Source organism: Arthrobacter sp. UYEF36 (assembly GCF_040547025.1).
Lineage (GTDB): Bacteria > Actinomycetota > Actinomycetes > Actinomycetales > Micrococcaceae > Arthrobacter.
On the sequence record NZ_JBEPOX010000005.1, the window covers coordinates 93,553 to 106,761 of the forward strand.

The 13,209-nt window shown below is 67.3% G+C and carries 12 protein-coding genes; 10 read left to right on the top strand and 2 right to left on the bottom strand.

Going from position 1 to position 13,209, the window contains the following annotated elements; all coding sequences use genetic code 11:
• Positions 1-122 precede the first annotated feature (122 nt).
• From ABIB29_RS09545 to ABIB29_RS09565, 5 genes are all read left to right on the top strand, one after another.
• Entirely contained in the window at positions 123-584 is a 462-nt protein-coding gene (locus ABIB29_RS09545) for a MarR family winged helix-turn-helix transcriptional regulator (protein ID WP_354172202.1), read from the top strand.
• The gene (locus tag ABIB29_RS09550; RefSeq protein ID WP_354172203.1) at positions 581-2,449 is read left to right on the top strand and encodes an AMP-dependent synthetase/ligase; all 1,869 of its coding nucleotides are present in this window, start codon (positions 581-583) and stop codon (positions 2,447-2,449) included. Before ABIB29_RS09545 ends, ABIB29_RS09550 begins: the two co-directional genes overlap by 4 nt.
• On the top strand, positions 2,446-2,880 hold the full coding sequence (locus tag ABIB29_RS09555; protein WP_354172204.1) for a DUF2177 family protein: 435 nt from the start codon (positions 2,446-2,448) through the stop codon (positions 2,878-2,880). Before ABIB29_RS09550 ends, ABIB29_RS09555 begins: the two co-directional genes overlap by 4 nt.
• Before the next feature lie 301 nt (positions 2,881-3,181).
• On the top strand, positions 3,182-4,222 hold the full coding sequence (locus ABIB29_RS09560; RefSeq protein ID WP_354172205.1) for a TerC family protein: 1,041 nt from the start codon (positions 3,182-3,184) through the stop codon (positions 4,220-4,222).
• 9 nt (positions 4,223-4,231) lie between these two features.
• The gene (locus ABIB29_RS09565; protein ID WP_354172207.1) at positions 4,232-4,636 is read left to right on the top strand and encodes a helix-turn-helix transcriptional regulator; all 405 of its coding nucleotides are present in this window, start codon (positions 4,232-4,234) and stop codon (positions 4,634-4,636) included.
• A gap of 74 nt (positions 4,637-4,710) precedes the next feature.
• On the opposite strand, the gene ABIB29_RS09570 is transcribed toward ABIB29_RS09565, so the two are convergent.
• Positions 4,711-5,802 carry an adenosine deaminase gene (locus ABIB29_RS09570; RefSeq protein WP_354172208.1) on the bottom strand — a complete coding sequence of 364 codons (1,092 nt, stop codon included), beginning with the start codon at positions 5,800-5,802 and terminating at the stop codon, positions 4,711-4,713.
• Between the two features lie 48 nt (positions 5,803-5,850).
• On the opposite strand from ABIB29_RS09570, the gene ABIB29_RS09575 reads away from it, so the two are divergent.
• Both ABIB29_RS09575 and ABIB29_RS09580 read left to right on the top strand, forming a co-directional pair.
• The gene (locus ABIB29_RS09575) at positions 5,851-8,460 is read left to right on the top strand and encodes an excinuclease ABC subunit UvrA (RefSeq protein WP_354172210.1); all 2,610 of its coding nucleotides are present in this window, start codon (positions 5,851-5,853) and stop codon (positions 8,458-8,460) included.
• A 226-nt stretch (positions 8,461-8,686) separates the two neighbouring features.
• Entirely contained in the window at positions 8,687-9,358 is a 672-nt protein-coding gene (locus ABIB29_RS09580; RefSeq protein WP_354172212.1) for a transglycosylase family protein, read from the top strand.
• A gap of 174 nt (positions 9,359-9,532) precedes the next feature.
• Here the strand turns inward: ABIB29_RS09580 and ABIB29_RS09585 are convergent, their stop codons facing one another.
• Positions 9,533-10,060 carry a hypothetical protein gene (locus ABIB29_RS09585; RefSeq protein ID WP_354172214.1) on the bottom strand — a complete coding sequence of 176 codons (528 nt, stop codon included), beginning with the start codon at positions 10,058-10,060 and terminating at the stop codon, positions 9,533-9,535.
• A 216-nt stretch (positions 10,061-10,276) separates the two neighbouring features.
• Here ABIB29_RS09585 and ABIB29_RS09590 point away from each other — a divergent pair, with 216 nt between their 5' ends.
• The 3 genes from ABIB29_RS09590 to ABIB29_RS09600 all read left to right on the top strand — a co-directional run bounded on the left by ABIB29_RS09590 (position 10,277) and on the right by ABIB29_RS09600 (position 13,168).
• The gene (locus tag ABIB29_RS09590) at positions 10,277-11,179 is read left to right on the top strand and encodes an MSMEG_6728 family protein (protein WP_354172216.1); all 903 of its coding nucleotides are present in this window, start codon (positions 10,277-10,279) and stop codon (positions 11,177-11,179) included.
• A 292-nt stretch (positions 11,180-11,471) separates the two neighbouring features.
• Positions 11,472-12,194 (top strand): nuclease-related domain-containing protein, encoded by a 723-nt coding sequence (locus ABIB29_RS09595; RefSeq protein ID WP_354172218.1) that lies wholly within the window; start codon positions 11,472-11,474, stop codon positions 12,192-12,194.
• A 47-nt stretch (positions 12,195-12,241) separates the two neighbouring features.
• Positions 12,242-13,168 (top strand): SDR family oxidoreductase, encoded by a 927-nt coding sequence (locus tag ABIB29_RS09600; RefSeq protein WP_354172220.1) that lies wholly within the window; start codon positions 12,242-12,244, stop codon positions 13,166-13,168.
• Positions 13,169-13,209 lie beyond the last annotated feature (41 nt).

The following is a 13,209-nucleotide window of genomic DNA, read 5'->3' on the forward strand; positions in this document are numbered from 1 at the left end:
CACAAGTGGTACCGCCGGGCATCAGCAGTTGTGGCAATCCTATTAGATGATCAAATAAGATTGAATAATAGATCATCGAACAAGATTGATTAATAACGGAAATCGGAACCGAAGGAGTGGACATGACCGCGCCGCAGCAACACCCGGCCGCGTCGGCCTTGCAGGGCCTGTTCACGCTGGCCAACGAGACCGAGCGTGAGGTCGCGCGGATACTGGGGCTGAATCTCACCGATTACCGCGCTTTGTCGGCGCTCGCACAGACGGGACCGGTGACGGTGGGCAAGCTCGCGGAGGATCTGGGTGCCACCCCGGCCACCACCACCGCGATCGTGAGCCGGATGGAGTCCCGCGGCTACGTGGAACGCCACCGCAGCACCGATGACCGGCGCCACGTCCAGGTGAGCGTCACCCCCGCAGCCAACCGTGGAATCATGAACCTGATCCGGCCTCTTATGACCGCCACCAACGAACACATCAAGGCCCTGCCCGCCGACCACCGGGCCGTCGTCGCGGACTTCCTCGACGTCGCCCAGCACCTGATGCGAGACCACTTGCACACACTTTCGGAGAAGGACGCCCGATGAGAGAGTTCACCACCCCGCTGCTGGCTGAGGCGTCGGGTCACCGGAACGCGACCGAACTGCTCATGCAGCGGTTCCGGACCTACCCCGAACACGTTGCCTTCGAGGTCCGGGCCGCGGATGCCGCGATCACGGATCCCTGGCGCCAGGTGACCACCCGGCAGTTCGTTGACGAGGTCCGCGCCCTGGCCAGGGGCCTGATCGCGGCCGGCCTCCAGCCCGGAAAGTCGCTCGCCATCATGTCCCCCACCCGGTACGAGTGGGCACTGGCGGACATGGCAGCGTGGTTCGCCGGCGCCGTCGTCGTCCCGATCTATGAGACCTCGGCCGCTCCCCAGGTGATCGCAATCCTCGCCGACGCCGACGTGCGCCTCGCGATCGCCGGCACCACCGAGCATGCCCTCCTCTTGGAGCAGGGATTCGAACAGGCCGGGATGCCAAGCCTGGGGATCTGGACGATGGACGCCCGCCCGGGAGCGGACCTGTCCGACCTTGTGCTCCGCGGCGCCGGGATCTCCGACAGTGCGGTCGAGGAGCGGCGCCTGCTGGCAGATCTCGACTCGGTGGCGACCATCGTCTACACCTCAGGCACCACGGCCGCGCCCAAGGGTGCCCTGATCACCCACGGCAATTTCGTGGGGCAGGTGCTGAACGTGGCCGCCGCCTACACCGGGGTGGTCCGTGAGAGCGGCAACACGATTATCTTCCTGCCGATGGCCCATGTGCTGGCCCGCGGACTGCAGCTGACCTGCCTGGCCAACGGCATGCGCATTGCGCACCTGTCCGACCCCCGGGACGTGGTGCCCGCCCTCGGCGTCCTGAAGCCCACCTTCCTCGTAGTGGTCCCCCGCGTGTTGCAGAAAATCCAGGCGTCCGCCGCGGCCGCCGCGACGAAGAAACACCTCGGACCGGTGTGGGCGGCAGCGCAGGGCACCGCGGTCGCATGGGGCCGGTTCGCCGAAGCCCGCGACGCCGACCCTGCGGCCAGGGCCGCGCTGGGGCTGCGGGTCAGGCACGCGCTGTTCGACCGGCTGTTCTACGCCCGGCTCCGGAAGCTGATGGGCGGCCGCCTCGACTACCTGCTCTCCGGCGCAGCCGCGCTCGACGCCGAACTGGCCCTCTTCTTCCGCGGCCTTGGCCTGCCGGTCATCGAGGGTTACGGGCTCACGGAAACGACCGCACCGCTGACCGGGAATATGCCCGGATCGATCAGGGCCGGCACGGTGGGAGTCCCTATGCCGGGAACGACCGTGCGCCTTTCGGACCGGGGCGAGGTGCTCGCCCGCGGCGTCGGCGTGTTCGCCGGCTACCGCAAACCGGCTGACAACACGGACGCCTTCACGGACGGGTTCTTCCGCACCGGCGACCTCGGGGAGCTCGACGAGCTGGGACGGCTCACCCTCAAGGGCCGGATCAAGGACGTCATCGTCACCGCGGGCGGCAAGACTGTCTCCCCCGCCATCTGGGAAGGCTATGTCGAGGGCGACCCCCTCGTGGCGCACGCCGTGATGGTGGGAGAGGGCAAACCCTTCCTCGGCGGGCTCGTGCTGCTGGACCCGGAATCCGTCGCGGCATGGGCGGAACGCGAGGGCATCGCCGATCTGGCCGGCCTGCGGATTCCGGACGACGGCGGCGCCGTCCAGATCGACGACGCGCGGCTCCTCACCGCGATCGGCGAGGCGGTCAGCGCCGCCAACGCGAAGATCGCGCGCTCCGAGCAGGTACGCCGTTTCGTGCTGCTGCTCACCGATCTCAGTGAGTCCAATGGCATCGTTACCCCCACCATGAAGCTCAAGCGCGGCGCTTTCACCGAACGCGCCCGCCACATCGTCGACAACCTCTACGCGGACAAAAGGAGCCAGGCATGAGCACCCACGTCAAGAGGTGGCTGCTTTCCTACGCGGTCGCCGCCGTCATCTTTGCCGTCGTCGACGTGGTCTGGATCGGCACCGTGGCGAACAACCAGTACGAAAGCCAGATCGGCGAGCTGCTGGCGCCCAGCGTCAACCTCGCCGGCGCGGTCGTCTTCTACCTGATCTATGTCGTGGGAATCGTGCACTACGGCATCCGGCCCAACGACCCGGACGCCACCCTGCGGCAACGGGTGACGGGAGCCGCCCTGTTCGGCTTCTTCACCTACGCAACCTGGGCCCTGACCGCGCTCGCCGTCCTCAAGGATTTCCCCGCCGTGGTGGCGCTGACCGACATTGCCTGGGGCGTCGCGGTATGCAGCGCCGTCACCTGGCTGACGGCCACCCTCCTGCGGCGCATGCTCACGCGGTCCGTCAAGGCAACGTAGCGCCCGCGGGCAGCCATAGCAACGAGGGGTCACTAACGGCCCATCCCGGACCCTGGGATGGGCCGTACGTGACCCCGCGTTGCTGGCCGTTAGTGCCGGACGGGCGGGTTCGGCGACGCCGGCCGACCGCCACCCCCTTGTCGTCATAGGTGAAATATGTTTCACTAATTGGACGGAGGGGAGTATCCCCGAGATGTCCCGTCGTCAGTACGGCCGACCCTGAGCGGCCCGGCGGAACAGGTCCCTTGGGCCGGGAAAGACCTCCAGTTGGTTTGAACTGACTGGAAACGGGTGCTCCCTGATGAATGTTCCTTTTTGGGCCTGGTTGGCCGTTCTTGCTGTCATTGTCCTGATGCTGGCCGTGGACCTGTTCGCCCACCGCAGGGCGCACGTCATCGGTGTCCGTGAAGCCGCGTTGTGGTCCGGCCTCTGGGTTGCCTTCGGAGTGGGCTTCGGCGCCCTGATCTGGCAAATCTACGGAGCGGAGTTCGGCCAGCAATACTTCGCCGGATACCTGATCGAGAAATCCCTGGCAGTGGACAACGTGTTCATCTGGGCGATCATCTTCACGTACTTCGCAGTACCCCGCGAATACCAGCACCGGGTGCTGTTCTTCGGGGTCCTGGGCGCCCTGGTCTTCCGGGGCGTCTTCATCGCCGCGGGCTCCGCCATCATCGCCAGCGCCGGGTGGGTGCTGTACATCTTCGCGGCGTTCCTGCTCCTCACCGGCTACCGGATGATCCGCCACCGCAACGACATGCTGGACCCGGAGAAGTCCCGGGCCCTGAAACTCTTCCGCCGGCGTGTGCCCATGACCGACGACTTCCACGGCCAGCGTTTCCTGATCCGCAAGAACGGCGTCCTGCTGGCCACCCCCTTGCTCGCGGTGCTGGTCCTCATCGAGGTCACGGACATCATCTTCGCCGTGGACTCCATCCCCGCGATCTTCGCCGTCACCGACGAAGTGTTCCTGGTTTTCACCGCCAACGCCTTCGCGATCCTGGGCCTGCGGGCCATGTACTTCCTGCTCGCCGACATGATCCACCGCTTCATCTACCTCAAGATCGGACTCGCACTCGTCCTGATCTGGGTCGGCATCAAAATGCTCCTCAAAATCGACATCTACTACATCCCCACCCCGCTGTCCCTGGCCGTCATCGCCACTATCCTTGGGGTGTCCATCGGCGCAAGCCTCTGGGCCACCCGCGGCCAAGAACGCAGGGCTCCCGAGGGGCCGTCGCACTCCCCGTTCGGAACCGCCTCACCCGAGGAGATCGCCGATCTGGAGCCACTGTGGCGCAAACGCCCCGACACGAAAGCGTCGTCGTCGAAACGTCAGTAAGGAACCACCATGACAGCCTCCCCGCAGGGACCGGACAAGGGACCGGACAAGGGCCCGGGAAAGGGCACGGATCCACCCGTTCCTCCGGCACCCCCACGTCCCACGTGGACCTTTCTCACGAACCACGGGCACGTCCTGCTTTCGGTGGCCGCCGACCCTCAGGCCCGCATTACCGACATCGCCGCGAGGGTCGGCATCACCCCGCGCTCAACCCTCCAAATCCTCAAGGATCTCGAAGAGGGCGGATACCTTCACCGCATCCGGGACGGCCGACGAACCCGCTACGCCATTGAACCCCACCAGCACTTCCGTCACCCCACCACCGCAACCCGGGAAGTCGACGAAATGATCGGCCTCTTCGCGCCGTCAGCCGAAGCGGTGCCACCGAAGGAGGCCCCCTCACCCCGTAAGTGACCCCGCGTTGCCATGTCAGTTATGGTTCCCATTCCCCGGTTTTAACCACCAGGAGTGATGGGGCAACTGCGGGGTCAGTGCCCGGACGCGGCCAGTCCGGCCAGCAGCTCCGCCTTGCGTTCCTCGCTCGCGAAGGAGGAGCGGATCGAGTTCGCCGCCATCCGCACGCAGTCGAACTCGGACAGGCCGATCACCGATTTCAGCTGCGCAAAGTTGTCGTCCACGTACCCGCCGAAGTACGCCGGGTCATCCGAGTTCACGCTGACGTTCAGCCCCGCAGCGAGCATGGCCGGCAGCGGGTGCTCCTGCAGGGTGTCCACGGCGCGGAGCCGGACGTTGGACAGCGGGCACACGGTCAGCGGCATGAGCTCGTGCACCAGCCGTTCCACCAGGTCGGGGTCCTCCATGCAGCGGATCCCGTGGTCGATCCGCTCGACGTCCAGGATGTCCAGCGCATCGATGATGTACGACGGCGGGCCCTCCTCGCCGGCGTGCGCGATCCGGTGCAGCCCGGCGTCCTTCGCCCGGGCGAACAGCCGCTCGAACTTGGCCGGCGGGTTGCCCACCTCGGCCGAGTCGAGGCCGATGCCCGCAATCGGCGCGTCCATGGCGATCAGCTTGTCCAGCACCTCCAGGGCTGAGTCCTCGGACAGGTCCCGCAGGAACGCGGCGATGAGCAGGGTTGAGATCCCGAATTCCTGCTCCGAACCTGCCAGCACGGACGCCACGCCGTTCACGCAGGTCTCCAGGGCCACGCCGCGGGACAGGTGCGCCTGCGGATCCAGCATGATCTCGGCATGCCGGACGCCGGCGAGCGCGGCCCGGGTCAGGTAGGCCCGGGTCATGTCCGCGAAGTCCTGCTCCGTCCGCAGCACCGCCATGTTGGCGTAGTAGAGGTCCAGGAAGGACTGCAGGTCCGTGAACTCGTAACGGGAACGCAGCTCGTCCAGGTCCGCGTACGGCAGCTGGATGCCGTTGCGTTCCGCCAGGGCGAAGATCAGCTCGGGCTCGAGGGTTCCCTCGATGTGCAGGTGGAGTTCAGCGACCGGCAGCGGACCGTGCACTTCCTCGGGAACCTCGGCGAAGGCGGGACTCTCGGGGGTGGGAGGTACTGGGCTGTCCGGTGCAGCGTCCCCGGTGGCAGCGACGCCGTCGTTAGTTTCCATTCGGTAAGGATATGCCCGTGAACCGCAGACACCGATAGAGTCGATCTGATGCACAGTGATCAGCATGCTTCCGATCTTTCCGGCCCGACCCTTCCAGGGTTGGGCGCCGACCCTTCCACGGACGGCTTTGTCCGGGTGCGCGGCGCCCGGGAGAACAACCTGCGGAACGTGGACGTCGACGTGCCCCGCGACGCGATCGTCGCGTTCACCGGGGTTTCCGGCTCCGGCAAGTCCTCGCTGGCGTTCGGCACCATCTACGCCGAGGCGCAGCGCCGCTACTTCGAGTCCGTGGCACCCTACGCCCGCCGGCTGATCCAGCAGGGCCACAACCCCAAGGTGGAAATGATCACCGGGCTGCCGCCCGCCGTCGCACTCCAGCAGCGCCGCGGGACGCCCAGTTCCCGCTCCACGGTCGGCACGGTCACCACGCTGTCGAACTCGCTCCGGATGCTCTTCTCCCGCGCCGGCAGCTACCCGGAGGGCGCCAGCCAGCTCGATTCGGACGCGTTCTCCCCCAACACCGCCGCCGGCGCCTGCCCGGAGTGCCATGGCCTCGGCATCGCGCACACCGTCACCGAGTCCTCGTTGGTCCCCGACACCTCACTGAGCGTCCGCGACGGCGCGATCGCCGCGTGGCCTGGCGCCTGGCAGGGCAAGAACCTGCGCGACATCCTCACCCATCTGGGCTACGACGTCGACACCCCCTGGCGGAAACTGCCCAGGAAGGACCGCGACTGGATCCTCTTCACCGAGGAACAGCCCGTGGTGGAAGTGACACCCCAGCGCGACCGGGTCGCGAAGCCCTACAAGGGCCGCTTCTGGAGCGCCAAGAGCTACGTGCTCCACACCCTCGCCGATTCCAAGAGCACCACAATGCGCGAGAAGGTGCTGCGCTTCATGGAAACCGGCCCCTGCCCGGTCTGCGGCGGCAGCGGCCTGACCCCGGCCGCGCTGGACGTGACGTTCGCCGGCCGCACCATCGCCGAACTCAACGCCGTCCCCATGGCGGAGCTGGCCGAGATCATCCGTCCCACCACCGAGCTCACGGAGGCCGGGACCGCCTCGCGTAAACAGAGCTCCGGCGAATCCAACGAGGTGGCGGTCGCCATCACCCGCGACCTGCTGCAACGGGTCACTGTGCTGCTGGACCTCGGCCTGGGCTACCTCGCGCTGGGCCGGTCCACCCCGACGCTCTCCCCCGGCGAGATGCAGCGGCTCCGGATCGCCACCCAACTGCGCTCCGGCCTGTTCGGCGTGATCTACGTGCTCGACGAGCCCTCCGCCGGTCTGCACCCGGCCGACGCCGAGCCCCTCCTCGCGGTCCTGGACCAGCTCAAGTCCTCCGGCAACTCGGTGTTCGTGGTGGAGCACAACATGGACGTCGTCCGACGCGCGGACTGGCTGGTCGACGTCGGCCCGCGCGCCGGCGAAGGCGGCGGCGAAGTGCTCTACAGCGGCCCCGTCGCCGGGCTCGCCGAGGTGGACGAGTCCGTCACCCGGCCGTTCCTGTTCCCGGACGGGCCAGGAAAACCGGACGGGCCGAAGAAAGCGGACGACGGCGGTTCCTCCGCGGCTGGAGCACGGCGGGAAGCCGCCCGACGGGAAGCTGCCGGCTGGCTGGAGCTGCGCGACATCACCCGCCACAACCTGCGTGAACTCGACGCCGACTTCCCGCTTGGCGTGCTGACCGCTGTCACCGGCGTCTCCGGCTCCGGCAAGTCGACGCTGGTCAGCCAGGTCCTCGCCGAGGTCGTCGGAGCCCGGCTGCATCCGGAGGCGGACGCCGCCGCGCAGGCCACCGTGGACCTCGAGTCGGCGGCCACCGAGTCCGCCGGTCCGCTCAGCGTTGGCCCGGTCTCCGGAGTGGACCAGCTGGACCGCCTTGTCAAGGTGGACCAGAAGCCGATCGGCCGCACCCCGCGTTCCAACCTCGCCACCTACACGGGGCTCTTCGACGCGGTCCGCAAGGAGTTCGCGGCCACCGACGAGGCCCGGGCCCGCGGTTTCGGCGCCGGGCGCTTCTCCTTCAACGTCGCGGGCGGACGCTGCGAGACCTGCCAGGGCGAGGGTTTCGTCGCCGTCGAGCTGCTGTTCCTGCCCGGCAGCTACGGCCCCTGCCCGGAATGCCACGGCTCGCGCTACAACCCGGAAACCCTCGAGGTCACCTACCGCGGCAAGACCGTGGCAGAGGTCCTCGGCATGACCGTCAACGCCGCCGCCGAGTTCCTGGACGCGGTCCCCGCTGCCGCACGCAGCCTGCAGACCCTCCGCGAGGTGGGCCTGGGCTACCTCCGGCTCGGCCAGCCCGCCACCGAGCTCTCCGGCGGCGAAGCCCAGCGCATCAAGCTCGCCACGGAGCTGCAGCGTGCCCAGCGCGGGCACTCGCTCTACCTGCTGGACGAGCCCACCACCGGGCTGCACCCGGCCGACGTCGAACTCCTCATGGCCCAGCTCCACCGGCTGGTCGATGCGGGGAACACCGTGATCGTAGTGGAGCACGAGATGGACGTGGTAGCCGCCGCCGACTGGGTGATTGACCTGGGCCCGGCCGGTGGTGACGCCGGCGGCAAGATCATCGCGGTGGGGACACCCGCCGTCGTCGCCCGGTCCAAGAAGAGCCGGACCGCGCCGTATCTGGCCGCGGTGCTCGGCGGCTGACGGCTCATCGTCAGGACCTCACAAAAATAACGGCTTGATAACGGCGCCAGCCTGAATTAGCCTAGTGGTCATGCCCGGACACCGGGCATGAATGCCCGGTGCTACCACCACCACATACTGCCCGACCGGTAGCCACCGCAACGACCTCTATTGTCAGGGGCGGGCAGTAGTGCGACAACGTCCGGGGACGGACCGAGCACCGGTGGCCCTCAGGAGCATCTACCCCATGAAGAAATCCACCTACAGCACTGTCGCGCGCCGCGGCGCCACTCTTGCCGCCGTCTCGATCGCCGGCGTCGCACTGTCCGCCTCGGCTGCCAACGCAGCCGTCCCCAGCGCCACGTCCAGTACCGTCTGGGATTCCCTGGCGCAGTGCGAAAGCAGCGGCAACTGGGGCATCAACACGGGTAACGGCTACGCGGGCGGGCTGCAGTTCAGCCCCAGCACCTGGGCCGCGTACGGCGGCACCGGCTCGGCGGCCAACGCCAGCCGTGAGCAGCAGATCGCCGTAGCCGAGCGGGTTCAGGCCGGCCAGGGCTGGGGAGCGTGGCCGTCCTGCGCCGCGAAGCTGGGCCTGACCGGCGGCGCAGTCGCTCCGCAGAGCGTGCCGGTGCCGCAGGCGCCCGCTGCCGTTCCTGCCCCGGCGGCCAAAGCGCCGGCCAAGGCCGTAGCCCCGAAGGCCGCCGCGCCCAAAGCAGCCGCCCCGGCAGCGCGCCACGTGGCGGAAGTTCCCTTGAGCGGCGAGACTTACACGCTCCAGAGCGGCGACACCTTGAGCAAGGTCGCCGAGAAGCTCAACATCGCCGGCGGCTGGCAGCTGCTGGCCGATGCCAACGCGTCCACCATCAGCGATCCTGATGTGGTGTTCGCGGGCCAGGTGCTGCAGCTGCCTGCCTGATCGGTGCCCGGCAGGCTTTTGGCCGGTTCTGGCAGCAACGCTTAACCCACGACGCCGGAGCGTTCCCCAGGGGGAGCCTCCGGCGTCGTGCTGTCTTCTTTTGTAAGTCCTGCTGTGGGTTCTGGCCGGTGTTGCCGCTCGCTGGTGATGCTGCGTGCGCCCTAACCGCCAGGCCTAGGCGGTCCCCGGAATCTCGCGGACGATCCGCACTTTCCACGCGGTGTCGTCGCTGGTGTCCAGCAGGGCCACGGTGCCCATGGCGAGGTGCAGCGCCACCCGCTTGGCCGCGAGCAGCTCGAGGTACAGGCTTTCGTTCATGCGGGCCGGGGCGTCGATGACATACTTCACGGCATCGCGGACTTTGCGGTAGTTGTCGCTTTTTTCGCGGTTGAGGTGCAGCTCCAGCATCCGTTGCTGGCGGATCTTCGGCTCGTGCCGGTTCAGCCAGGACACCGCGGCATGGACCGCCACCACGAGGGTCAGCGAGATGACGTAGATCTCCCAGCCGCTGGAGAGCAGGAACAGGGGCAGATTACCGATCGCCACCACCGCGATGAACAACCTGAGCGCTAGCAGACGGCGCATGGTCAGGGCCACGGAGGCCAGTGCGTTCCGGAACCCGTTCTGCTCCTTGCGCGCAGCCGCCGGGTCGATGGTGAACTCCTCCAGGACCAGGACGCCATGCGCGTCGGGGCTCAGCATTTGTCCATATTTGGGCAGGTGGGCGGGCGCAGTCGGCGCCGCAGGTGCAAGTACGTGATTCGTCGACATGGGCGCGTGTCTTCCGTGCAGCAGGGCTGGTTTGTGCTAGTTTACGCGCCGATGTTGCGGACTGTCTGTCCCATTCCAAAATGTGAACACGCACACCCGCAGCCGCCCGCAATTGGTGCATTGGCATCTTGGCCTCAAACTGGAGAGATGCAGACTTTTCTCCCGTTCCCCGATTTCCAGCAGAGCGCCGCGGCTTTGGACCGCGCACGGCTCGGCAAGCAGCGCGTTGAAGCGCTGCAGACCCTGCGTGCGCTGGTGATTCCGGAGTACGGCTGGCAGTCGCACCCGGCCATCCGGATGTGGATGGGGTACGTTCCCGCGCTGACCCTCTACGGCCTGGCCATGGTCGATGAATGGACCGCCCGCGGCGGCGAGGACACCACCCGCGAGAAGATCATGGAATTCGCACCCCAGGCTGCGCACCCCGACTACGCCGCGAAGATCCCCATGCCGCCGTGGCTCGGTGCTCCCGAACTGCACCTGAGCCATCGCTCCCGGCTGATCGCCAAGGACCCGCGGTTCTATACGGAGCTGTTCCCGGATACCGAGCCTGACCTGGAATACGTCTGGCCCGAGCCCAAACTCGAGCTGGTGCCGGAGGATCCTTCGGGCGACCGCATGTGGGTCCTTCGCCTGCCGCTCGATGACGTCGAGCCGGAAAAACTGGACACCGTCAGCCTGCCCCTCGTGGGAAAGGCGAAGGCCGCCGCCGCCGGGGAAGACGACTACCAGTTCGTGTACGCCGACTCTGGTGCCCGCCGGCCGGCGAAGCAGCGCAAGCTCCCGCCGAAGCAGCTTGTCAAAAAGCCCACACGCAAGCGCCAGCAGCAGGAGGAAGCGTTCACCACGCTTCCCGGCAACTCAACCGTCGCCATCCCGTTCGACGGCGGCGCGTCCTTCGCCGTGGGCAAGGTCCTGGGCCGCCCGATCACCGTGGAGGGCCGCTTCGCGCGCAATTTCAAGGTCGACGAGATCCTGAACCGATCGGACTTTGATTACCCGGCGCTGCTGCAGGATCCGCGGGTCTTCTTCCCGATTCCGGCGCGCTAACCCGGGAGAGGCGTGTCGGTTCGCTCCTGTTTCAGAATGAGCGGGCTGGATTTCCGGGAATTCGGCCGTCCGCTGGATTAGGGTGGCTGCCATCCGTATGCGTCGATTCGCTGCAGCGCGGAAAGGCCATCATTAATTGGGGGAATACATGGCTGCAGGTGACAGGGCTGCCGAGCAGTCGAGACTGGCCGCGGAACGCGTTCAGCGACTGCGGAAACAGCTGGCACAGGCTGAGCGGAATGCGCACGCGTGGTCGGTAGGTGCTGCCGGCGAGGCCATGGTCGCGGACAGAATGACCGAGCTGGAGCCCGCTGGCTGGCTTGCCCTTCATGACGTTCATTGGCCGGGACGGCCGAAGGCCAACATTGATCACATCCTGGTCGGTCCCGGCGGTGTCTTGATTGTTGATGCTAAGAACTGGAGCGGCGACGTCCGGTTGCGGGATGGAGTCCTTCGCCAAAACGGCTATTCCAGGGAACAAGAGCTTTCGGGAATCCTGGACCAGTGCGCTGCGGTGGCAGCGGTCCTGGAACCGCATCACCGGTGCATGGTCCAAGGATGGATTTGCTTGGTCGGCCAGCCGGAGTTCCAGGGCACTACAAGCAGTGGAATTAGAATCCTTGGCCTTAACGCTCTGAGCAGTGCGGTGGCTGGACTGCCGCCTGTCCTCGATCCGGGCCTCATTCCTACTGTCCACGCCTACTTGCAGGGGCTATTGGGCGGCAGGCTGAGTCCCCGGCTTCTGACCACGGCGCACCTTGATCGGCACGACGCCCCTTCCGCGTCCTTGGCGCAGTGGCGGACGCGGCCACTGACGGTGGCCCGCGACGCCGCTCCCCCGCGGAAACCTCGACAGCGGTCGAAAGGTCCGGGCTGCGCAAAGGTATTGCTGCAGATGGCATTGTTGATCGTAGGCGTATCAATACTCATGAATTTCGCTGCAAACTACCGTCCGGTTAATCCGACGGAACCCCGCCCAGCTCCGAGCATCAGCCAGACTATTCCGGCGCGCTAACCCGGGTGCGGCGGCTCTGGCCGCCGAATACTGGCAGACTGGCCAGCATGACTGTACTTATGGCCGGTTGCGGCGATCTGGGCACCGAGGCCGGGCTGCGGTTCGCCGCGTCCGGCCACCGGGTGGTGGGCTGGCGGCGTTCGCCCGAGAAGCTTCCCGCCGCCATCGATGGTGCCGCGGCTGACCTGAGCGCCGGTGAACTGCCGCCCATTCCAGCGGACACCACCGCCGTCGTCGTCGCGATTGCGGCGGACTCCCCCACCGAGGCTGCCTACCGTGCGGCGTATGTGGACGGGTTATCGAACGTTGTGGACGCCGTGCTGGATTCCGGTGCCCCGGTCCGGCGCCTGCTGTTCGTCTCCTCCACCGCCGTCTACGGCGACGCCGACGGTGGCTGGATTGATGAAACCACGACGCCGGCACCCGGCGGGTTTTCCGGCCGCACCATCCGCGAGGCGGAGGACCTCCTCGCCAGCCGGTTGAGCGGCGCCGGGATCACCCCGGTGGTGCTTCGGCTCGGCGGCATCTATGGTCCCGGGCGGACCCGGCTCATAGACCAGGTGCGCGGCGGGTCCGCCGTCATTCCCGCCGAGTCACGGTTTACCAACCGGATCCACCGTGACGACGCCGCGGCCGCAATCGTCCACCTGTGCACCATGGAACCCGTCCCGGGACCGGTGTACCTGGGCGTGGACAACGAGCCCGCCGAGCTCGGCGACGTGCTGAGCTTCCTGGCCGCCGAGCTGGGACTTCCCCAGCCGCCGTCGGGCACAGCTGAAGGCGGCCGGAAGGGCGGCGTCTCTGACGGCGGCCCGAGCGGCGCCTCGCCGAAGGGCGGCGGCGAGCCGTCCCGCGGCGGCAACAAACGCTGCAGCAATGCGCTGCTGCGGAGCACGGGATTCGAGTTCCGGTACCCCACCTACCGCGAGGGTTACCGCGCTATTCTTGCCGGAGCGGGGGTCCGGCACCCTTAGGCGGGTGCTGCGGTTTCACCACACATTTCTTTGAGGGGAAC

Bases quoted from the DNA above. Each gene is read 5' to 3' on its own strand.
- ABIB29_RS09545 (WP_354172202.1), top strand. From the start codon at position 123: ATGACCGCGCCGCAGCAACACCCGGCCGCGTCGGCCTTGCAGGGCCTG.
- ABIB29_RS09550 (WP_354172203.1), top strand. From the start codon at position 581: ATGAGAGAGTTCACCACCCCGCTGCTGGCTGAGGCGTCGGGTCACCGG.
- ABIB29_RS09555 (WP_354172204.1), top strand. From the start codon at position 2,446: ATGAGCACCCACGTCAAGAGGTGGCTGCTTTCCTACGCGGTCGCCGCC.
- ABIB29_RS09560 (WP_354172205.1), top strand. From the start codon at position 3,182: ATGAATGTTCCTTTTTGGGCCTGGTTGGCCGTTCTTGCTGTCATTGTC.
- ABIB29_RS09565 (WP_354172207.1), top strand. From the start codon at position 4,232: ATGACAGCCTCCCCGCAGGGACCGGACAAGGGACCGGACAAGGGCCCG.
- ABIB29_RS09570 (WP_354172208.1), bottom strand. From the start codon at position 5,802: ATGGAAACTAACGACGGCGTCGCTGCCACCGGGGACGCTGCACCGGAC.
- ABIB29_RS09575 (WP_354172210.1), top strand. From the start codon at position 5,851: ATGCACAGTGATCAGCATGCTTCCGATCTTTCCGGCCCGACCCTTCCA.
- ABIB29_RS09580 (WP_354172212.1), top strand. From the start codon at position 8,687: ATGAAGAAATCCACCTACAGCACTGTCGCGCGCCGCGGCGCCACTCTT.
- ABIB29_RS09585 (WP_354172214.1), bottom strand. From the start codon at position 10,060: ATGCTGAGCCCCGACGCGCATGGCGTCCTGGTCCTGGAGGAGTTCACC.
- ABIB29_RS09590 (WP_354172216.1), top strand. From the start codon at position 10,277: ATGCAGACTTTTCTCCCGTTCCCCGATTTCCAGCAGAGCGCCGCGGCT.
- ABIB29_RS09595 (WP_354172218.1), top strand. From the start codon at position 11,472: ATGACCGAGCTGGAGCCCGCTGGCTGGCTTGCCCTTCATGACGTTCAT.
- ABIB29_RS09600 (WP_354172220.1), top strand. From the start codon at position 12,242: ATGACTGTACTTATGGCCGGTTGCGGCGATCTGGGCACCGAGGCCGGG.